This window comes from Bradyrhizobium sediminis, assembly GCF_018736105.1.
GTDB lineage: Bacteria > Pseudomonadota > Alphaproteobacteria > Rhizobiales > Xanthobacteraceae > Bradyrhizobium.
In genome coordinates, this window is sequence record NZ_CP076135.1 from 1,997,823 (window position 1) to 2,017,974 (window position 20,152).

General features: G+C 65.0%; 17 protein-coding genes. 10 read left to right on the plus strand and 7 right to left on the minus strand.

Annotated features, from left to right (window positions below; translation table 11 throughout):
• Position 1: 1 nt before the first annotated feature.
• Positions 2 to 415 carry a Zn-ribbon domain-containing OB-fold protein gene (locus KMZ68_RS09565; RefSeq protein ID WP_215615530.1) on the minus strand — a complete coding sequence of 138 codons (414 nt, stop codon included), beginning with the start codon at positions 413 to 415 and terminating at the stop codon, positions 2 to 4.
• A 266-nt stretch (positions 416 to 681) separates the two neighbouring features.
• On the opposite strand from KMZ68_RS09565, the gene KMZ68_RS09570 reads away from it, so the two are divergent.
• From KMZ68_RS09570 to KMZ68_RS09590, 5 genes are all read left to right on the plus strand, one after another.
• The gene (locus KMZ68_RS09570; RefSeq protein WP_215615531.1) at positions 682 to 2,031 is read left to right on the plus strand and encodes an amidase; all 1,350 of its coding nucleotides are present in this window, start codon (positions 682 to 684) and stop codon (positions 2,029 to 2,031) included.
• Entirely contained in the window at positions 2,024 to 2,710 is a 687-nt protein-coding gene (locus KMZ68_RS09575) for a DUF2848 domain-containing protein (RefSeq protein ID WP_215615532.1), read from the plus strand. The genes KMZ68_RS09570 and KMZ68_RS09575 overlap by 8 nt, the downstream gene beginning before the upstream one ends.
• Positions 2,711 to 2,891: 181 nt before the next feature.
• Positions 2,892 to 3,641 carry a 2OG-Fe(II) oxygenase gene (locus KMZ68_RS09580; protein WP_215615533.1) on the plus strand — a complete coding sequence of 250 codons (750 nt, stop codon included), beginning with the start codon at positions 2,892 to 2,894 and terminating at the stop codon, positions 3,639 to 3,641.
• Positions 3,642 to 3,652: 11 nt separating this feature from the next.
• The gene (gene alkB / locus KMZ68_RS09585; RefSeq protein WP_215615534.1) at positions 3,653 to 4,306 is read left to right on the plus strand and encodes a DNA oxidative demethylase AlkB; all 654 of its coding nucleotides are present in this window, start codon (positions 3,653 to 3,655) and stop codon (positions 4,304 to 4,306) included.
• A 56-nt stretch (positions 4,307 to 4,362) separates the two neighbouring features.
• The gene (locus KMZ68_RS09590) at positions 4,363 to 5,595 is read left to right on the plus strand and encodes an MFS transporter (protein WP_215615535.1); all 1,233 of its coding nucleotides are present in this window, start codon (positions 4,363 to 4,365) and stop codon (positions 5,593 to 5,595) included.
• A 112-nt stretch (positions 5,596 to 5,707) separates the two neighbouring features.
• Here the strand turns inward: KMZ68_RS09590 and KMZ68_RS09595 are convergent, their stop codons facing one another.
• From KMZ68_RS09595 to hpaH, 6 genes are all read right to left on the minus strand, one after another.
• Positions 5,708 to 7,336 (minus strand): thiamine pyrophosphate-dependent enzyme, encoded by a 1,629-nt coding sequence (locus KMZ68_RS09595; protein ID WP_215615536.1) that lies wholly within the window; start codon positions 7,334 to 7,336, stop codon positions 5,708 to 5,710.
• A 28-nt stretch (positions 7,337 to 7,364) separates the two neighbouring features.
• Positions 7,365 to 8,237: a fumarylacetoacetate hydrolase family protein gene (locus tag KMZ68_RS09600; RefSeq protein WP_215615537.1), complete on the minus strand. Its 873-nt coding sequence runs from the start codon at positions 8,235 to 8,237 to the stop codon at positions 7,365 to 7,367.
• Positions 8,238 to 8,261: 24 nt separating this feature from the next.
• Positions 8,262 to 9,245 (minus strand): 3,4-dihydroxyphenylacetate 2,3-dioxygenase, encoded by a 984-nt coding sequence (gene hpaD / locus KMZ68_RS09605; protein ID WP_215615538.1) that lies wholly within the window; start codon positions 9,243 to 9,245, stop codon positions 8,262 to 8,264.
• 118 nt (positions 9,246 to 9,363) lie between these two features.
• A complete protein-coding gene (gene hpaE, locus KMZ68_RS09610) occupies positions 9,364 to 10,908 on the minus strand; it encodes a 5-carboxymethyl-2-hydroxymuconate semialdehyde dehydrogenase (protein ID WP_215615539.1) in 1,545 nt (514 codons plus the stop codon).
• The gene (locus tag KMZ68_RS09615; RefSeq protein ID WP_215615540.1) at positions 10,901 to 11,299 is read right to left on the minus strand and encodes a 5-carboxymethyl-2-hydroxymuconate Delta-isomerase; all 399 of its coding nucleotides are present in this window, start codon (positions 11,297 to 11,299) and stop codon (positions 10,901 to 10,903) included. Before KMZ68_RS09615 ends, hpaE begins: the two co-directional genes overlap by 8 nt.
• A gap of 33 nt (positions 11,300 to 11,332) precedes the next feature.
• The gene (gene hpaH / locus KMZ68_RS09620) at positions 11,333 to 12,139 is read right to left on the minus strand and encodes a 2-oxo-hept-4-ene-1,7-dioate hydratase (protein ID WP_215615541.1); all 807 of its coding nucleotides are present in this window, start codon (positions 12,137 to 12,139) and stop codon (positions 11,333 to 11,335) included.
• A gap of 110 nt (positions 12,140 to 12,249) precedes the next feature.
• Here hpaH and hpaR point away from each other — a divergent pair, with 110 nt between their 5' ends.
• From hpaR to KMZ68_RS09645, 5 genes are all read left to right on the plus strand, one after another.
• A complete protein-coding gene (hpaR, locus tag KMZ68_RS09625) occupies positions 12,250 to 12,786 on the plus strand; it encodes a homoprotocatechuate degradation operon regulator HpaR (RefSeq protein ID WP_215616272.1) in 537 nt (178 codons plus the stop codon).
• Between the two features lie 220 nt (positions 12,787 to 13,006).
• Positions 13,007 to 14,092: a malate/lactate/ureidoglycolate dehydrogenase gene (locus KMZ68_RS09630; protein WP_215615542.1), complete on the plus strand. Its 1,086-nt coding sequence runs from the start codon at positions 13,007 to 13,009 to the stop codon at positions 14,090 to 14,092.
• Between the two features lie 54 nt (positions 14,093 to 14,146).
• Complete coding sequence (locus KMZ68_RS09635; RefSeq protein WP_215615543.1) at positions 14,147 to 14,926, plus strand: HpcH/HpaI aldolase family protein; 780 nt, start codon at positions 14,147 to 14,149, stop codon at positions 14,924 to 14,926.
• A 156-nt stretch (positions 14,927 to 15,082) separates the two neighbouring features.
• Positions 15,083 to 16,606 carry a UxaA family hydrolase gene (locus KMZ68_RS09640; protein WP_215615544.1) on the plus strand — a complete coding sequence of 508 codons (1,524 nt, stop codon included), beginning with the start codon at positions 15,083 to 15,085 and terminating at the stop codon, positions 16,604 to 16,606.
• Between the two features lie 167 nt (positions 16,607 to 16,773).
• Positions 16,774 to 20,064: a transglutaminase family protein gene (locus tag KMZ68_RS09645; protein ID WP_215615545.1), complete on the plus strand. Its 3,291-nt coding sequence runs from the start codon at positions 16,774 to 16,776 to the stop codon at positions 20,062 to 20,064.
• The last annotated feature ends 88 nt before the right edge of the window (positions 20,065 to 20,152 follow it).

Sequence of the window (20,152 nt, forward strand, 5' to 3'; positions counted from 1 at the left end):
CTCAGCCCTTCGCCGGACGGAATTGGGGAAGGGTGATCTTGTCGTCGAGCTTCTCGAACGCAACTTCCAGCTTCATGTCGAGTTCGAGCGCCTCCGGCGTTTGCGGGCAGTCGATGATGTTGCTCATCATCCGCGGGCCTTCGTCCAGTTCGACGACGGCAATCGCGTAAGGCGGCGTAAAGCCGGGCGCGGCGGGCCGGTGATTGATGACGTAGCTGTAGAGCTTGGCCTTGCCGCTGGCCTTGAAGATGCTGACCTTGCGAGAGGCGCAGGACGGGCAGAACGGGCGCGGCGGGAAATAGACATTGGCGCAGGCGTCGCAGCGTTGCAGGCGCAGTTCGCCGGCGGCAGTGCCATCCCAGAAATGCTGGGTTTCCGGTGTCGGTTTCGGTCGCGCGCGCGCTGGCTCTGCCATTCTGTCATTTCCTCCGTTTCGGGATCGGGCCGCACGGCCCGCTTGTTGCGATCTTGATGCGACAATTGACCATCCGGCGTCAACGGTCCAGCCGCAATGCTGCATAGCCTCATTCCTGCAGCCCAGAGCGCTTGTATGCCAACGATCTCCCGCGCTAGGGTCCCGGGCGTTGCGAGCAGTGCAGCGACGAAGCAATCCGTTCGCATCGAGCCTGCGGTTGAGTTCGCCGACAAGGGCGCGGCGATGACGGAGGGAAAGAATTAGCGATGCCGAACACCCCGACACTTGCCACCCTGGCCGACGATCTCGAATGCGGCCGTACCTGCGCCCGCAAGCTGGTCGATGAATGTCTGGCCAAGATCGCCGATGCTTCGGGCGAGGGCGCGCGTGCCTTCGTCCACGTCGATGCGGAGGCCGCGATCGAGGCCGCCGAAGCGATGGACCGGCTGCGCGAGGTCAAGGCCGCGCCGTCGCGCTTTGCCGGCATTCCCGTCTCGATCAAGGATCTGTTCGACATCAGGGGGCAGGTGACCCGCGCCGGTTCGCGCGCGCTCGACGATTCGCCGCCGGCGGAAGCCGACGCGCCCGCGGTGGCGCGATTGCGCCGCGCCGGCTTCGTCGTGATCGGCCGCACCAACATGACCGAGTTCGCCTATTCCGGGATCGGCATCAATCCGCATTACGGCACGCCCAAGGGCGCGTGGAATCGCAAGGCCGGCCACGTGCCCGGCGGGTCATCGTCGGGGGCTGCGGTTTCCGTCGCCGACCGCATGGCGCATGGCGGGCTCGGCACCGACACCGGCGGCTCCTGCCGGATTCCGGCGGCCTATAACGGCATCGTCGGCTTCAAGCCGACGCAGCGCCGGGTGCCGCTCGATGGCGCGGTGCCGCTCTCGTTCACGCTCGACAGCATCGGTCCGCTGGCGCGTAGCGTCGCCTGCTGCGCGGCGCTCGACGCCGTGCTCGCCGATGAAACCCTCGTTTCGTTGCAGCCGCGCCCGATCAAGGGCATGCGGCTGGCGGTGCCGACCACGGTGGCGCTCGACGATCTCGACGAGGCCGTCGCGAAAGCATTCGAGCGCGCGCTGGAGACGCTGTCGCGCCAGGGCGCGCTGATCGAGCGGATCGAGGTGCCGGAATTCCTCGATGTCGGGGTGATGAACGCCAAGGGCGGTTTCGCCGCCGCGGAAAGTTATGCCTGGCATCGCTACCTGATTGCCGGCAAGGGCAATGTCTACGATCCCCGGGTGTCGATGCGGATCATGCGCGGCGAAAGCCTGAGCGCGGCCGATTATGTCGATCTTGTCGGCGCCCGTAAGTCGCTGATCGCGCGCGCCGCCGTTCGCCTTGCGCCGTATGACGCGGTGATCATGCCGACCACTGCCAATACGCCGCCGCGCATCGCCGATCTCGCCGACGACAAGGATTTCGCCAGGGAGAATTTGCGGTCGCTGCGCAATTGCACGCTGATCAACATGATCGACGGCTGCGCGATCTCGCTGCCCGCGCATCGCGAAGGCGAGGTGCCGGTCGGTCTGATGCTGGCGGCAGCGGGTGGATCGGACCGCCGCATCTTCGAACTCGCCGCCGGCATGGAGGAGGCGATCCGTGGTTGATCTCACATTCACCGTCGATGCCCAGGGCAAGACAACGCCGCTGACCTTGCCGATCGGCAAGGCCGTGATTGCGGGCTGGACCGGTCGCGATCCGGTGGCGCGCGACAAGCACATCGCCGAACTCGAAGCGATCGGCATTGCCCGGCCGGCCTCGACGCCGATCTATTACCGGGTTTCCGCCCGGCGGCTGACGACCACCGACTGCATCGAGGTCTGCGGGCCGAATTCCAGCGGCGAGGTCGAGTTCGTGCTGATCGGCTGGCAGGGCCGTATCCTTGTCGGCCTCGGCTCCGATCACACCGACCGCAAGGTCGAGGCCTACAGCGTCACGGTGTCGAAACAGATGTGCGACAAGGTGATGGCGCCGGTGCTGTGGGAACTGGAGGATGTCATCGGCCACTGGGACCAGATGATCCTGCGCTCATGGGCGTGGATCGATGGCGAACGCGTGCTGTATCAGGAAGGCACGCTCGACGGCATGTTGCCGGTCAAGGACCTCGTTGAGCGCGGTTTCGGCGGCAAGGGGCTGCCGGACGGCTGCGCCATGTTCGGCGGCACCTTTGCGGCCAAGGGCGGCATCCGCCCCGCCGACCGCTTCGAGTATGAACTCGAGGACCCCGTGCTCAAGCGCAGCATCCGGCACGCCTATGATGTGATCGTGCTGCCGGTGCTGGGATAGCGTCGTCCCCGCGCACGCGGGGACCCATAGCCACCGTCGTTTGTTGTTGCGACAAGATGGGACCGCAGCGGGGCCAACCACGGAGAATTGTGGTTATGGGTCCCTGCTTTCGCAGGGACGACAGCCCGATAGTTCGGAAATCGGGTGGCGCGAGTTGGGTCAATTTGCGAAACTGCCGTCCATGAAATCAACCGCAAAAGCCATCATCCATCCCGCGCCATCTTCTGGCATCCCCGCGCGTGTCGATGCCATCGACTGGGCGCAGGCGACTGCGGATCTCGACGCCCAGGGCTGCGCCGTCCTGAAGAGCTTGCTCTCGCCGCAAGAATGCCGCGCGCTGGCCGCGCTCTATCCGGACGACAGCCAATTCCGCAGCCGGGTGGTGATGGGACGCCACGGCTTCGGGCGAGGCGAGTACAAGTATTTTTCCTATCCGTTGCCCCCTGTGATCGCGGCGCTGCGCCCGGCGCTCTATGCCCGGCTTCGTGGCGTCGCCAATCGCTGGAACGAGGCGATGGGCATCGATATCCGTTACCCCGAAATCCACGACGCGTTCCTGAAGCGTTGCCACGACGCCGGCCAGGTCAGGCCGACGCCGCTGCTGCTGCGATACGAAACCGGCGACTACAATTGCCTGCATCAGGATCTCTACGGCGAACATGTGTTTCCGCTGCAGGTCGCGATCCTGTTGTCGGAACCGGGCCGCGATTTCACCGGCGGCGAGTTCGTGCTGACCGAGCAGCGGCCGCGGATGCAGTCGCGGCCCGAAGTGGTGCCGCTGGCGCAGGGCGATGCGGTGGCTTTTGCCGTGCATGTCAGGCCGGTGCAGGGGACGCGCGGGGTGTACCGGGTTAATCTCCGCCACGGTGTGAGCCGGATCCGCTCCGGTCACCGCCACACCGTCGGTGTGATCTTTCACGATGCGAAGTGAGCGCGGGTTTATTGACAGCTGATCTGTTCGAAGGTGTTCCCGATGTCCGCCCGTCGCGGGAGGCGATGGCGGAGGGCGCCGTGCTGCTGCGCGGCTTCGCCAGGCCGTTCGAAGTCGAATTGATCGCCGACGTCGGAGGGATCGTCGAGCAGGCGCCGTTTCGCCACATGATGACGCCGGGCGGCCATCAGATGTCGGTGGCGATGACCAATTGCGGCAGCGCCGGCTGGGTGACCGATCGCGCCGGCTACCGTTACGACGGTGTCGACCCGGAATCCCGCAAGCCATGGCCTTCGATGCCGCCATCGCTTCACGCGTTGGCCGCGCAGGCGGCGGCCGCGGCCGGATTCGTCGGCTTCTTGCCGGATGCCTGCCTGATCAACCGCTACCAGCCGGGCGCGCGGATGTCGCTGCATCAGGACAAGGACGAGCAGGATTTCGGCGCGCCGATCGTCTCGGTGTCGCTGGGCCTGCCCGCGATCTTTCTGTTCGGGGGCCTGCAGCGCAGCGACAAACCACGCCGGTTTCGGCTGGAGCATGGCGACGTCGTGGTATGGGGCGGGCCGGCGCGGCTGGCGTTTCACGGCATAGCGCCGCTCGCCGACGGCGAGCACGCCGTGCTGGGGCGGCAACGCATCAACCTGACCTTCCGCAAGGCGCGCTAAGGCTGCTTTCCATCAAAGCCTCCTCCGGTCTATGCTTCCCGCGCTGGGAGGCGACCATGAGCGATACCGCAATGACGGCCGACGCGACCACCAACCGGACCGGCGTCTATCTCGCGGTCCTGCAGCTGGTATTCACGCTGGGCTGGACCACCTACGTGATCTATCTGCCGAAGCTCGCCGCGCAGGTCGGGATCGCGCCGACGGCCGTGATCCTCATCCTGATGCTGGATCAGGCGATCTTCACCATCACCGATACCGCGATGGGGATCGCCGCCGACAGGATCGCGCCCTTCGTCGGCCGGCTCGGTGCGTTCGTCGGCATCGTCACGGCGGTCTCCTGTGCGGCCTTCGTGGCGCTGCCGTTCGTCGCCGGCACCGGCCCGGGCGCGCAGGTCTGGTTCATCACGCTGATCGTGGTCTGGGTCGTCACTTCGTCGGCGCTGCGCGCGCCGCCGCTTACCTTGCTCGGCAAGCACCGCGCCAAGCCGGCGATTCCGTTTCTGTCGGCGCTGGCGATGCTCGGTTACGGTTTGGCCGGCGCGGTGTCGCCCTATCTCGGCGTGGTGCTGCGCAATCACGACGCGCGGCTTCCCTTCGTGATTTCCGCCGTGGTGTTGCTGCTCACCGCGCTGGCCTTGTCCAGGGTCGAGCGCGATCTGTCGCAGCAGCCTTTGTCTGCGCAAAAGCCGGCCGAGCCCGCAAAGCCGCTCGGCCAGATGCCGATGTTCTTCATCGCATCGATGGTGCTTCTCTCGCTGGGCTATCAACTGCATTTCAGCATCAACAGCGCGCCGTTCTTCCTGCGTTTCGCCAAGCCGGACGACCTGCAGTGGCTGCTGCCGGTGTTCTGGATCGGCTTCAACATCGCGATGTTTCCGGCCAGCGTGGTGGTCAAGCATCGCGGCGGCTTGATCGTGATGGGCGCCGCCGGCCTGCTCGGCGCCCTGGCGGTGCTCGGCGCGGAGCTCGCGGGCAATCTCAACATGCTGATTGCGGCGCAGTTCGTCGCCGGTGCGGCCTGGGGCTGCATGCTGATGAGCGCGGTCGCCGCCGCGCTGGCGATCGGGGATACCGGCGCCGAGGGCAAGGTGGTGGGGCTGGTGTTTTCAGCGCTGGCGCTCGCCACCTTCGCGCGGATGGCGGCGGTCGCGGGCGGCCTGCAGAAGCTGCCGGAATACGCCCCGCTGCTGCAGTGGGCGCCGGTGGCGTGCTGGTCGGTCGCCGGCGCGGGGTTGCTGGTGATCGCGGCGTCGCGGGTGCAGCAGGGTATGCAGGTGCGGAGGGTGTAGGGCCCTCATCCTGAGGAGCCGCGCACTTGCGCGGCGTCTCGAAGGATGGATGTATCATGGCTCTCATGGTTCGAGACGGCGCTGAAGAAGCGCCTCCTCACCATGAGGGATCTCACGGCTTCGCCGGGTGAATGAACGTCCACGGCGTGGTTTCCGAATCTCTGGGCACTTCGACGTCGATCAGATAGGGCCCGCCATGCGCCAGCGCCTTTTCAAGTGCTGAGCGGAAATGATCCGGCGAGGTGACGCGGGCCGCGCCGACGCCGAAGGATTCAGCGAGCTTGACGAAATCCGGATTGACCAGGTCGGATGCCACCACGCGCCCCTCGAAACGCTCGCGCTGGTCGCGCCGCACATTGCCATAGGCATTGTTGTTGAACACAAGCGTCACCACGCCGATGTTGAACTGCACGGCGGTGGCGAGTTCCTGCACGCCGAACATGAAGCCGCCGTCGCCCGTGATCGCGACCACGGGAGTATTTGGATTCGCGACCTTGGCGCCGAGCGCGGTTGGGAAACCTGAGCCGAGCGTGCCCTGATAGCCCGAGGTGATGAAGGTGCGCGGCTCGTAGACCGGGAAACCGTACCAGGAGGCAAAGCCGACTTGCGACAGTTCGTCGGTGACGATGGCGTTCGACGGCAGCACCTCGCGCAGGATGTTCAGGTAGGCCATCTGCGGCTGTACCGACTGGATCTCACGCAGCGCCGCCGCCGAGGCCTCGCGGATCGTGGCGCGGCGGCCGCTGGTCCTGGTGTAACCGGCCTTTCTCACCGCCGCGAGCAGTTCGCGCGTGCCGGCCTGGGCGTCGGCGACCACGGCGGCGTCCGGCGTCAAGCGGCGCATCTCCGACGGATCGATATCGATACGAATGGATTTCAGGCCGGCCGGCTGAAACGGCCATCGGAACGTTGAGGCCGGCAGTTCCATGCGGGTGCCGATCCCGATCATCAGGTCGGTCTTTGGCCACAGCCGATAGGCCGCCGCCATCGTCAATCCCAGTTCATGGGCGTTGGAGACGATGCCGCGGCCGCTGCGGAATGCCACCACGGGCGCGTCGATCAGCTCGGCCAGTTCCAGGATTTCATCGCGAGCGTGAATGGCGCCGCTGCCGACGAAGATCATCGGCGTCTTGCTGCCGGCGATCAGCGCCGCGGCGGCCTTGATGCGGTCCGGATCGGGCAGTGGCGCCGGCAACGGATCGAGCGGCTTTGACGGGCCGGTTGCCGCGCGCTGGGTGAAGACGTCCCAGGGCATTTCCAGCGCGGCGGGCCCGGGCCGGCCCGACCGCATTTCCTGGAAGGCGCGGCTGACCAGCGCCGGCGCGTTATCGGGGTATTCGATGCGGTCGGCCCATTTCACGAAGGTGCGGAGCGTGGCCAGCTGGTCCGGCATCTCGTGCAGATGGCCGCGGCCCTTGCCGAGGAATTGCGTCGGCACCTGTCCGGTGAGACACAGCACCGGTTCGTTGCATCCGAGCGCGGTGAGTAGCGCGGCGCCGGCGTTGAGCACGCCCGGGCCGGGCACCACGCTGAACACGCCGGGCCGGCCCGACGATCGCGCATAGCCAAAGGCCATGTAGCCGCAAGCCTGCTCATGCCGCGCGCCGATCACCTTGAGCTGCGCCCGATGAAACCCGTCGAACAGGCCGTAGATCTGCGCGCCGGGCAGGCCGAACACGGTATCGACGCCGTGCGCGACCAGGCCGCTGACAATCGCTTCGCCGCCGGAACTCACCGTCATTGTCTTGTCCAATCGCTCGCAGGAAAAATCATGGGGCCTCGTCGATCACGCCGTTGCGCAGCACGCCGATGTTTTCGGCCTCGACCTCGACGACGTCGCCGGGCTTGAGATAGCGCGGCGGATCGAACCGCGCGCCGGCGCCGGTCGGCGTGCCCGTGACGATGACGTCGCCGGGCACCAGCGTCGTAAAGGTCGAGAGATAGTTGATGAGATAGCGGAAGCCGAAGATCAAGCGGCCGGTGCGGTCGTCCTGCCGCGTCTCGCCGTTGACCCGTGTCGTCAGCCGGATATCCGCGATCTGCCTTTCATCGGTGTAAGGCACCAGCCAGGGGCCGAGGCTGCCGGTAGAGTCGAAGTTCTTGCCTTGCGTGACATTGAACTTGGCGTGCCGGACCCAGTCGCGGATGGTGCCCTCGTTGCACAGCGTGACGGCGGCAATGTAATCGAGCGCCGCGCTTTCCGGAATGTGGCGGCCGGCCTTGCCGATCACGAGCACCAGTTCGCCTTCGTAATCGAGCTGTGTCGAGGCGCGCGGCCGCACCAGCGGCGTGTTGTGGCCGACAAAGGAGCGAGGCGTGCGCATGAACATGCTCGGATATTTCGGCGCATCCTGGCCGTCCTTATATTCGGCGTTACGATCCGGGTAATTTACGCCGATGCAGATGATTTTTTCCGGCGCGGGAATCGGCGGCAGCCAGGTGATGGCGTCCAGCGCATGGTCAGGCTGATGCCGCGCGGCTTCCTCGGCCAGCCTCGTCAGCGCGCCTGCGGCGATCACCTCGCGCAGCGTCGGGTATTGCCTGGCGAATTTCGCGGAGAGATTGACGATGCCGCCATCGACGACCGCGCCGTACTTTGTCGATCCGTCGGTGGAGTAGGTGGCGAGGCGGGGAAAAGTCATCAGCTATCCGATACGATCGGGAAATCAGTCGGCAATGGTGACGTCGGCGACGAACAGCGGCTCGCGGACCGCCTGTCCGGTAAACGGCGATCCCTGCTCGAACCAGGAGCGCGGCGCCGGCGCGCCCCACAGCGTCTGCCGCCGCGGGTCCTTCAGCGACCAGCGCATCGGTTCGTGGTCGTGATCCCCGGTGAAGTAGTCGCTGGTGTAGAGTTCCAGGCGATGGCCGTCGGGGTCGCGGACATAGAGAAAGAAGGCGTTGGAAATGCCGTGACGGCCGGGTCCGCGCTCGATGTTCTTGAGGAAGCCGCTCGAGGCCATCACGTCGCACAGGTGCAGGATGTTCATCGCGGTCGGCACCCAGAAGGCGAAATGGTGCAGGCGAGGGCCCTTGCCGTTGGTGATGGCGAAGTCGTGTACGTTGCCCTTGCGATGCATCCAGGCCGCGGCGATGCGCCCGTTCGGCCCGTCTTCCTCGCCATACTCGGTGAGGCGGAAGCCCAATCGCGCGTAAAAATCGACGGTGTCCTGAACCTCGGCGGCGAACACGTTGAAGTGGTCGAGCCGCTGCGGGTGGCAGCCCTTGTAGAGGTCGTAGCGTCGCAGCAAATGCGGGCGCTTTTCCATCGAGGCGTAGAGTTCGATCTGGAAGCCGAAGGGGTCGGTGAAGTGCAGCGTGCGGCCCTGGAACGGCTGCTCGGTGAACCCGTAAGTGACGCCGTTCTCGGAAAAGAAGGCGGCCGCCTTGTCGAGATCGTTTTCGTTGCCGACCTTGAACCCCAGCCGGTTGCAGGCGGCGGCAGGCGCCTTGCGCAGCACCAGCGAGTGATGCTGATGCTCCTCGCTGCCGCGCAGGTAAACCGCTCTGTCGTCGCGATCCTCGACATGCAGCCCGACGGTGGTTGCATAGAACGCGCTGGAGGCGTTGAGGTCCGTCACATCGAGCACGACGTGGCTGCAGCGGATGATGTTGAACGGCGGATCGAAGACGTGTGTCGGTATCGGCATATGTTTGTCCCAGTTCGCAGATTTGTCCGTCCTCATGGTGAGGAGGCGCTTCTTCAGCGCCGTCTCGAACCATGAGGCCCGCGGTCCATCCTTCGAGACGCGCGCAGGCGCGCGCTCCTCAGGATGAAGGCGAGCCCAGCTTCTGAATCTTGTGCGTGCCCCGCGCCAGCGAGACGTGCTTGGTCTCCATGTAGAAGTCGAAGGAGTAGTCGCCGCCGTCGCGGCCGATGCCGGACGATTTCATGCCGCCGAACGGCGTCGGCAGATGACGGACGTTTTCGGAATTCAGCCAGATCATGCCGGCCTCCAGCGCGTCGGCGACGCGCAGCGCGCGTCCCATGTCGCCGGTCCAGACATAGCCGGTGAGGCCGTACTGCACGCCGTTGGCGATCTCGACGGCGTCCTTCTCGTCGCGGAACGGGATCACGGTGAGGAACGGCCCGAACACTTCTTCTTGCGCCACCCGCATCTTGGCGTGCGCGCCGGTGACCAGCGTCGGCTGCACGTAATGCCCGCCGCCGGGGCCGTCATGAGCCTTGCCGCCGGCCGCGATCACGGCGCCGTCCTTCCGGGCGATGTCGAAGTACGAGCAGACCTTGGCGAGATGGCGCTCGTGGATCAGCGGCCCGATTTCGGTTGCGGGATCGAGCGGATGGCCGACCTTCAGCGCCTTGACGCGCGCGGTGAGCTTTTCGATGAACTTCCCGGCGATACTGTCCTGGACCAGCAGCCGGCTCGACGAGGTGCAGCGCTCGCCGTTGAGCGAGTAGATCATGAACACGACCGCATCGAGCGCGCGGTCGAGATCGGCGTCGTCGAACACGATCACCGGGTTCTTGCCGCCGAGTTCGAAATGCACGCGCTTCAAGGTCGGCGCGCCCTGCGCCATGATCGCAGATCCCGTCGCGCTTTCGCCGACGAAGCCGATCGCCTTGATTGCGGGATGCTCGGTCAGCGCCTTGCCGGCTTCCTCGCCGATGCCGTGCACGGTGTTGAGGACGCCGTCGGGCACGCCGGCCTGCTTCACCAGTTTCGCCAACAGGTCGGCCGTGATCGGCGACCATTCCGCCGGCTTGTGCACCACCGTGCAGCCGGCCGCCAGCGCCGGCGCAATCTTCCATGTCGACAGCATGAACGGCGTATTCCACGGCGTGATCACGCCGACCGGCCCGATCGGAACGCGTGTGGAGATGTTCCAGTGCTCCTCGCTCGGCGTGTTGAGGCCATCGCGGGCCTCGGCGCATTTGTCGGCGAAGAATCGGAAATTCTCCGCAGCCCGAATCGCGGCCTTGGCCATGAACCTGTGGGCCTGGCCGGTATCGATGCATTCCAGCACCGCAATGTCGTCGGCGCGTTCCTCGATGGCGTCGGCGACCCGGTGCAGCAGCTTCTTGCGCATGTTCGCGGGCATGTCGCGCCAGGACTTGAACGCCAGCGCGGCCGCGGTGGCGGCGCGGTCGATGTCCTCAGCCCCGCCGCGGGCGACGGTCGTGAGCACCGCGTCATCGACCGGCGATCTGGTCTCGAAGCTGTCGCCCGAGAAAGACGGCACGGTCTTGCCGTCGATCATGTGTCCGATGCCGTCGGCCCGCAGTTGCTTGAGCAAGGGTGCGGCGCGGTCGCGATTGGCCTGGAACAGATCGTTCGGCGTGGCTTTATCCATTGGCGATCTCCACTTTCAGGGCGTCGTGGATGTTGTTGCGCTTCCAGCTGGTTTCCTTGTCGTTGACCTGCATGTCGAACGACAGCGCGAATTTGCTCCCCGCGAATACCGGATCGAGATAGGCGGAAAGCACTTTGAAAATATGTTCGCCGGCCGCCTTTCGGGTGGCGAGATCGCGGCCCTCGCCGAGCCGCAGTACCATGGCGAGAAAGCCGAGCTGCGGGTTGCCGTCGGCGATGGCGTAGTGCTCGCACCTGATGGCGCGGACGCGAATCCCCCCGAGCGGAAAGATCCCGGTCTCCACCGCGGCCTTGCGGATCACCTCGACGACTTCGGCCATCTCGACGCGGCCGTCGAGATTGGCGGAATATTCGATGGTGAAATGCGGCATGTCCTGTTTACTCCAGCGATTGTGCTGATTGCTTCAAGCGAAGTAGCAGCTCACCGTGCCATAGGGACCATAGTCGGCCTGAATGGTGTCGCCTTTGCGGGTCTCGATCGGACGGATGAACGATCCCGCCAGCACCACTTGCCCCGCTTCGAGCGCAAGCCCATTCGGCGCGATCTTGTTGGCGAGCCAGGCCACGCTGGTGGCGGGATGATTGAGCACGCCGGCGGCAAGGCCGGTCTCTTCCAATTGGCCGTTCCGATAGCACAAGGCGCCGATCCAGCGCAGGTCGGCATCCAGCGGGCGCAACGGGCGGCCGCCGAGCACGATGCCGGCGTTGGCCGCGTTGTCGGCGATGGTGTCGAAAATTTTTCGCGTCGACTTGGTCACGGGATCGACCCGCTCGATTCGGGTATCGAGGATTTCGAGCGCTGGGACGACGAAATCCGTCGCATTGAGGACGTCGAACATGGTGCAGTCCGGCCCGCTGAGCCGCTGCTTCATGACGAAGGCGAGTTCGGCCTCGACCCGCGTGCCGATGAAGCGGTCCGAGGGCACGAGGCCGCCATCGGCAAAGAACATGTCGTCGAGCAGGATGCCGGAATCCGGCTCGTCGATATTGAGTGCGCTCTGCATCGCCTTCGAGGTCAGGCCGATCTTGTGGCCTTTGACGACGCGGCCCTGCGCGACCTTGATCGCGACCCACGCCTTCTGGATCGCATAGGCGTCGGCGATGGTGATGCCGGGATGGTCCAGCGAGAGCTGCCGGATCTGCTGCTTGGTCTTCTCCGCCTGATCGAGCCGTTCGGCGGCGCTGCGGATTTCGTCTGCGGAAAGGGCCATGCGGGACCGGCGAAAAAGAGGATGCCGGAATATGATTAACATGTTAAATGTATCGGCGCAAACCGAATGAGACTTTGTTGCAGCGCAAACTGAAGGACGCCCGATCGGCCATGGCTCGGAAGAAATCCTCAGGAAACAACGGCTCCGATCCGGCCGGCGCACCCGCCGTGCGGCGGGTGCCGATGCGTGACTTCTCCCGTTCGCTGCCGATGTCGCTGTTGCGCGCCCGTGAGGCCGTGATGCGGCAGTTTCGCCCGTCGCTGCGCCATCACGGGCTCACCGAACAACAATGGCGGATCCTGCGTGCGCTGGCGGCGGTCGAGACCATCGAGGTCACCGAGCTCGCGCGCACAGCCTTTCTGCTGGGGCCGAGCCTGTCGCGGATTCTGCGCGACCTCGAAGCGCGGCACCTGATCGAGCGCGAGGCCGCGAAGTCGGATCTGCGCCGCGCCGTGGTGTCGATCTCGGCGAAAGGCCTCAAGCTGATCGAGGCGGTGGCGCCGTCGTCGGAAGCGATCTATGCCGCCATCACCAAACGTTACGGCGCCCGCAAGCTCGCCGAGCTACAGGACATGCTCGGGGTGCTGGAGGGTAGCCTCTCGGGAATGGAAGCAGCGGATGAAGCGAGCGCGGAGACGGACGAGTGAGCGCAAATTTGCATGATGCCACATCATGCTATCGGCACCATGCATAGCGGCCGGGCAAATGATCGTAATCATGCTGCGATCACGGCCGAAGCCATAGACACGCACGCGATTTTTCGTTCAAAGTGGCCGCAAGCCGGTCATGAAAACCGGCGTGGGAGTTTGAGGGTTCGCCGTCAACGGTGCGGCCGGCCCCGGTACGAGGACAGGCGAAAATCCGCACATGGTCACTATCCAGGTTCCAAATCTCATCAATTTCGTTGCTGAAGTTTTCACCCATTCGGAATCTTCGCCTGAAGAAGCCAGGCGCATCGCGACCTATCTGACGACGGCCAATCTCACCGGACACGACAGCCACGGCGTCATCCGGGTGCCGGTCTACATCAGATGGAAGAAGATGGGCTCTGTGGTGCCGAACCAGACCGCCGAGGTCGTGGTCGATACGCCGTCGCTGGCGGTGGTCGACGGCAAATTCGGTTACGGGCAGACCGTCACGCCGCAGGCGGTCAGGATCGGCATCGAGAAATGCAGGAAGGCGGGCCTCGCAGCGGTGGCGTTGCGCAATGCCGGACATATCGGCCGGGTCGGCGACTGGGCGGAAATGGCGGCGGCCGAAGGACTGGTCTCGGTCCACTTCGTCAACGCCGCGGGCTCGCTGCTGGTCGCGCCTTACGGCGGCGTCGAGAAGCGGCTGTCGACCGCGCCTTACTGCGTCGGCATTCCGCGCCAGGGCCAGGACCCGATCGTGCTCGATTTCGCCACCTCGATCGTCGCCGAAGGCAAGGTGCTGGTCGCCAGCCGCGGCGGCAAGAAGTTGCCGAAGGGCGCGCTGATCGACGCCGACGGCATGCTGAGTGAAGATCCGGCCGTGCTGTACGGGCCGCACACGGCCGAGGGGCCGCGCGACCATACCAAAGGGACCGGCGCGATCCGCGCGTTCGGCGAGCACAAGGGCTCGGGGCTGGCCTTCATCTGCGAGCTGCTCGGCGGCGCCTTGACCGGCACCGGCGCCACCGCGCCGGACCGGCGCTTTGCCAACGGCATGCTCGCGATCTATATCGATCCCAAGGTGGTCGACACCGGCAATTTCTTCGACGGCGAAATCTCGCGCTATGCCGACTTCATCCGGGCGACCAAGCCGGTCGCCGGCGTCGATGCCGTGCTGATCCCCGGCGACCCCGAGCGGAAGATGCGCGCCGACCGCACCAGGAACGGCGTGCCCTTGCCTGATGATACCTGGGCGGCGATCGTCAATACCGCCCGTGAGGTCGGCGTCAGCGAAGTCAGCATCCAGAGGGCCGTGAGTTAGGCGGCTCCAGGAATCTCAATCCGATTGCAACGATCACAAAAGGAAACGCGATCAATGACAACCAACAACGTCAAGAAAGTCTGGGCCTCGGGCAAGGCGGTGGTGAACGCCTGGCTGGCGATCCCATCGGGTTTTTCTGCCGAAGTGATCGCGCAATGCGGCTTCGACAGCGTCACCGTCGACATGCAGCACGGAGTGCAGGACTATCAGTCGATGGTGCAATGCTTTCAGGCGATGAACGGTCATCCGGTGACGCCGATGGTCCGCGTGCCCTGGAACGAGCCCGGCATCATCGGCAAGGTGCTCGACGGCGGCGCCTATGGCGTGATCTGTCCGATGGTCAACACCAGGCAGGAGGCGGAGAACCTCGTCTCATACGCCAAATATCCGCCGCGCGGCACGCGTTCGAACGGCCCGATCCGTTCCGGCATGTACGGTTCGGCCGGCGCCTATCAGCAGACCGCCAACGACGAGATCGTGCTGCTGCCGATGATGGAAACCAAGACCGCGGTCGGGAACATGGAATCGATCCTCGATGTCGAGGGTATCGACGGCGTCTATATCGGTCCGTCCGATCTCGGCTTCTCCTACGGGCTGGTGCCGAAGCTCGACCGCGACGAGCCGGAAATTCTCAAGATCTACGAGAAGATCGTAAAGGAGTGCGGCAAGCGCGGCCTCCATCCGGGCATTCACTGCTCGGGCGCCGAGGGCGCGGTGCGCGCGATCAATATGGGCTTCAAGCTCGTGACGCTGTCGAACGAGAGCGGGCTGATGATGACCTATGCCAAGATGCAGGTGGCGCAGACCCGCAAGGATTCCGGCGGCAAGGCGTAAGGTAAGACTGTGCTACAATGCCCTCATGCTGAGGAGGCCTGAAAGGCCGTCTCGAAGCACGAGGGCATTGAGCATTTTTGTGGCCATCCTTCGAGACGCAGGCTGCGCCTGCTCCTCAGGATGAGGTCCGTCTGTTAGGCACGAGGAGAAATTCATATGGCCCCGGCTCCCGTTATCCGCCTGCATCCCGATGATGGCGTGCTGATCGCGCGCGCGAGCCTGCCGCCCGGCATGGTGGTGGCCGACGGCGTCACCACGCTCGAGCGGATTCCGGCCGGCCACAAGGTGGCGATCCGCGGAATCGCAGTGGGCGAGCCGATCCGCCGCTACGGCCAGATCATCGGTTTTGCCACCGCGCCGATCGCGCCGGGCCAGCATGTTCACACCCAGAATTGCGGCATGGGCGATTTCTCCAAGGACTACGCCTTCGGGGTGGACGTGAAGCCTGTGCCGAACTTCGATCTGCCCGCGACCTTCGAGGGTATCCGCCGTCCCGACGGGCGGGTGGCGACCCGCAACTACATCGGCATCCTCACCTCGGTGAACTGCAGCGCGCATGTCGCCGGCATGGTCGCCGACGTTTTCAAGAAGAATCCGTTCACCGGCGACAATCCGCTGGCCGACTTTCCCAATGTCGACGGCGTGGTCGCGCTGACCCACAAGACCGGTTGCGGCATGACGCAGGACGAGCCGCTGACGCTGCTGCGGCGCACGCTCGGCGGCTATGCGCGGCATGCGAATTTTTCCGCCGTGATCGTGCTGGGGCTGGGCTGCGAGGTCAACCAGATCGGCGGGCTGATGCAGGAGCAGAAACTCGCCGGCCGTTTGCGCGCGATGGACATTCAGGAAGTCGGCGGCACCCGCAAGACCGTGGAAGCCGGCGTTGCCTTCGTGCGCGAGGCGCTCACCGACGCCAACAAAGTGAAGCGCGAACCCGTACCCGCCAGCGAATTGACGGTGGCGCTGCAATGCGGCGGCTCCGACGGATACTCCGGCGTCTCCGCCAATCCGGCGCTGGGCGCAGCGAGCGATCTTCTGGTGCGACACGGCGGCACCGTGATCCTGTCGGAAACGCCGGAGACCTACGGCGCCGAACATCTGCTCACACGCCGCGCGGTGAGCCGCGAGGTCGGCGAGAAGCTGGTCGGGCTGATGCGCTGGTGGGAGGAATACACCGCGCGCGAGGGCGCTGAGATGAACGCCAATCCGAGCCCCGGCAACAAGGCCGGCGGGCTCACCACGATCCTGGAAAAATCGCTCGGCGCGATGGCGAAAGCCGGCACCACCAATCTGGTCGACGTTCTGAATTACGCCGAAGCCGTCACCAAGAAGGGCTTCGTCTTCATGGACACGCCGGGCTACGACCCGGTCGCGGCCACCGGGCAAGTGGCCGGCGGCGCCAACCTCGTCTGCTTCACCACCGGCCGGGGCAGCGTGTTCGGCTGCAAGCCCGCGCCCTCGATCAAGCTCGCCACCAACTCGGCGATGTACAAGCGGATGGAAGACGACATGGACGTCAATTGCGGCACCATCCTCGATGGCGAGGAGACGGTGCAGCAATGCGGCCAGCGCATCTTTGATCTCATGCTCAAGACTGCCTCGGGCCAGCCGACCAAGAGCGAGAGTTTTGATTTCGGCGGCGCGGAGTTCGCGCCCTGGGTGTTGGGAGCGACGATGTAGGTAAGCGAATGGCGAATAGGGAGTGGCGAATAGGGAATAGTTCCATTCACCACTCGCTATTCGCCCTTAGCCAAGCACGTCCCATAGGCACCCGCTGCCCGTTGTTAATGCTTGATCCACACCGGAACCAGTGTTCTGCTTAAAAAAGCTGCTGGAGTAGCCCGCCTGTGTCGATCTTCGTCGCACTACATCACGTCACGCACTACAAATATGATCGACCGATCGACCTCGGCCCGCAAACCATACGCCTGCGCCCGGCGCCGCACACCCGCACGCCGATCCTGAGCTATTCGCTCAAGGTCACGCCCTCAAATCATTTCGTGAACTGGCAGCAGGACCCGCAAGGCAACTGGCTGGCCCGCTTCGTGTTTCCGGAGAAGGCCAGCGAGCTGAAGATCGAGGTCGATTTCACGGCGCAGATGACCGTGATCAATCCGTTCGATTTCTTCGTCGAGCCCTATGCCGACAGTTTTCCGTTCACCTATCCCAACGATCTCAAGACCGAGCTGGCGCCATATCTGGCGACCATCGAGCCCGGCCCGCTGTTTGCGAAATACCTGGCGGGCATTCCGCGCGAGGCGGCTAGCACGGTCAATTTCCTGGTCGATCTCAATTCGAAATTGCGCGACCAGGTCCGCTACATCATCCGCATGGAGCCGGGCATCCAGACCCCGGAAGAGACGCTGGCGTCCGGCGCGGGATCGTGCCGCGACTCGGCGTGGCTGCTGATTCAAACGCTGCGCCATCTCGGGCTCGCCGCGCGCTTCGTCTCCGGCTACCTCATTCAGTTGCGCCCCGACATCGATCCGGTCGAGGGACCGCGCGAGGTCGAGAACGACTTTACCGACTTGCACGCCTGGGCCGAGGTCTATCTGCCCGGTGCGGGATGGATCGGCTTCGACGTCACCTCGGGCATGCTGACCGGCGAGGGGCACATTCCCGTTGCGGCCACGCCGCATTATCGTTCGGCCGCGCCGATCTCGGGCGCGGTCGGATTCGCCAATGTCGAATTCGGCTTCGAGATGAACGTCAGGCGGATCCGCGAAGCGCCGCGGATCACCCGGCCGTTTTCGGATGAATCATGGGCGCGTCTCGACGCGCTCGGCGAAAAGGTCGATGCCGACCTGAAGGCCGGCGACGTGCGCCTGACCATGGGCGGCGAGCCGACCTTCGTGTCGGTCGACGACCTGGAATCGCCGGAATGGAATATTGCCGCGGTCGGCCCAACCAAGCGAGGGCTTGCCGACGACCTGATACGCAAGTTGCGGACGCGTTTCGCGCCGGGCGGATTGCTGCATTACGGGCAGGGCAAATGGTATCCCGGCGAAAGCCTGCCGCGCTGGGCGTTCGGGCTCTATTGGCGCAAGGACGGCGTACCGATCTGGAAGAATCCGGATCTGATCGCGACCATCGAACGCCCGCACCGGGCCCGGATCCAGGACGCCGAGCGCTTCGCGGAAGGCACGGCGAAGAAACTCGGCATCGACCCCGAATACATCCTGCCGGCGTTTGAGGATCCCTCGCACTGGCTGCAGAAGGAAGCGGCACTGCCGCCAAACGTCGATCCCGGCGATTCCAAACTTTCCGATCCGGAAGAGCGCTCGCGCATGGCGCGGGTGTTCGATCAGGGACTGAACACCCCGAAGGGATTCGTGCTGCCGATCCAGCGCTGGAACGCCGAGGCAAGCAAGGCCTCGCGCTGGAAGAGCGAGCGCTGGAAACTTCGCCGCGGCAACCTGTTCCTGACCCCTGGCGATTCCCCGCTCGGATTGCGGCTGCCGATCGCGTCATTGCCGCATATCCCGGCCGATGAATATCCCTATATCGTCGAGCAGGATCCGCTGGAGCCGCGCGACGCACTGCCGGCGTATGACGTCACCGCATCGGCCGGGAGCGCGCCGCATCAGGAGGTGCACGAGCAGCAACTCAAGGGCGTCGGCGGCGGCGTGCGCACCGCGATGTCAATCGAGATCCGCGACGGCATTCTCTGCGCCTTCATGCCGCCGGTGGAGAAGCTCGAGGATTATCTCGAGCTGGTGACGGCGGTGGAGGCCACAGCAGAAGAAATGCAGATGCAGGTCCATGTCGAGGGCTATCCGCCGCCGTTCGACCCGCGCGTCGAGGTGATCAAGGTAACGCCCGATCCCGGCGTGATCGAAGTCAATATCCAGCCGGCGTCGAGCTGGCGCGAGGCCGTCGATATCACCTTCGGTCTCTATGAAGACGCGGCCCAGGTCCGGCTCGGGGCCAACAAGTACCTCGTCGACGGCCGCCACACCGGTACCGGCGGCGGCAATCATGTGGTGGTCGGCGGCAGCAAGCCTGCGGACTCGCCGTTCCTGCGTCGCCCCGATTTGCTGAAGAGCCTGGTGTTGTACTGGCAGCGGCATCCGTCGCTGTCCTATCTGTTCTCGGGCATGTTCATCGGCCCCACCAGCCAGGCGCCGCGCATCGACGAGGCCCGGCATGACGGCCTCTATGAACTGGAGATCGCGCTTTCCCACGTGCCGCCGCCCGGGACCGCGGCGCCGCTATGGCTGGTCGATCGCCTGTTCCGGCACATCCTGGTCGATATCACCGGCAACACCCACCGCGCGGAAATCTGCATCGACAAGCTCTATTCGCCCGACGGTCCCACCGGCCGGCTCGGGCTGGTCGAATTCCGCGCATTGGAAATGCCGCCCGACCCGCGCATGTCGCTGGCCCAGCAACTGCTGATCCGGGCGCTGATCGCAAAGCTCTGGCGCGAACCGCAGACGGGCAAGTTCGTGCGCTGGGGCACCACACTGCATGATCGCTTCATGCTGCCGCATTTTCTCTGGGAAGACTTTCTGGACGTGCTCACGGAGTTGAAGCAGTCCGGCTACGACTTTTCACCGGACTGGTATGCCGCGCAGCTCGAATTCCGCTTTCCCGTGTTCGGTCGGGTTCATCACGGCGGCGTCGCGCTGGAAGTGCGTCAGGCGCTGGAGCCCTGGCACGTTCTCGGCGAAGAGGGATCAGCTGGCGGCACCGTGCGCTATGTCGATTCGTCGGTCGAGCGGCTGCAGGTCAAGGCATCGGGCTTTGTCGAGGGCCGCCACGTCGTCACCTGCAATGGCCGGCGGCTGCCGATGACCGAAACCGGCCGCTCCGGCGAGGCGGTGGCGGGCGTCCGCTTCAAGGCCTGGCAGCCGGCCTCCGGGCTGCACCCGACCATCCCGGTTCACGCCCCGCTGACATTTGATTTAATTGATACCTGGAACGGCCGCTCGCTGGGCGGCTGCGTCTATCACGTGGCGCACCCCGGCGGGCGAAACTACGAGACCAAGCCGGTCAATTCCTACGAGGCCGAGGCGCGGCGGCTGGCCCGGTTTCAGGACCATGGCCATACGCCCGGCAAGATCGATCCGCCGCGCGAGGAACGCACAATTGAGTTTCCTTTGACACTCGACTTGAGGACGCCGCTCCTGCATTGAATAGCCGTAAGGGGCGGGAGAGTTGGGATGGCGGGACAGGACGGCCAGGAGAACAGCCGGGCAAACAGTCAGGGAAGCAAGGCCCGCC

Coding starts and splice junctions, on each gene's coding strand:
- KMZ68_RS09635 (WP_215615543.1), top strand. CDS start 14,147: ATGACAACCAACAACGTCAAGAAAGTCTGGGCCTCGGGCAAGGCGGTG.
- KMZ68_RS09565 (WP_215615530.1), bottom strand. CDS start 415: ATGGCAGAGCCAGCGCGCGCGCGACCGAAACCGACACCGGAAACCCAG.
- hpaE (WP_215615539.1), bottom strand. CDS start 10,908: ATGGATAAAGCCACGCCGAACGATCTGTTCCAGGCCAATCGCGACCGC.
- hpaR (WP_215616272.1), top strand. CDS start 12,250: ATGGCTCGGAAGAAATCCTCAGGAAACAACGGCTCCGATCCGGCCGGC.
- hpaH (WP_215615541.1), bottom strand. CDS start 12,139: ATGGCCCTTTCCGCAGACGAAATCCGCAGCGCCGCCGAACGGCTCGAT.
- hpaD (WP_215615538.1), bottom strand. CDS start 9,245: ATGCCGATACCGACACACGTCTTCGATCCGCCGTTCAACATCATCCGC.
- KMZ68_RS09640 (WP_215615544.1), top strand. CDS start 15,083: ATGGCCCCGGCTCCCGTTATCCGCCTGCATCCCGATGATGGCGTGCTG.
- KMZ68_RS09595 (WP_215615536.1), bottom strand. CDS start 7,336: ATGACGGTGAGTTCCGGCGGCGAAGCGATTGTCAGCGGCCTGGTCGCG.
- KMZ68_RS09600 (WP_215615537.1), bottom strand. CDS start 8,237: ATGACTTTTCCCCGCCTCGCCACCTACTCCACCGACGGATCGACAAAG.
- KMZ68_RS09615 (WP_215615540.1), bottom strand. CDS start 11,299: ATGCCGCATTTCACCATCGAATATTCCGCCAATCTCGACGGCCGCGTC.
- KMZ68_RS09590 (WP_215615535.1), top strand. CDS start 4,363: ATGAGCGATACCGCAATGACGGCCGACGCGACCACCAACCGGACCGGC.
- KMZ68_RS09580 (WP_215615533.1), top strand. CDS start 2,892: ATGAAATCAACCGCAAAAGCCATCATCCATCCCGCGCCATCTTCTGGC.
- KMZ68_RS09570 (WP_215615531.1), top strand. CDS start 682: ATGCCGAACACCCCGACACTTGCCACCCTGGCCGACGATCTCGAATGC.
- KMZ68_RS09630 (WP_215615542.1), top strand. CDS start 13,007: ATGGTCACTATCCAGGTTCCAAATCTCATCAATTTCGTTGCTGAAGTT.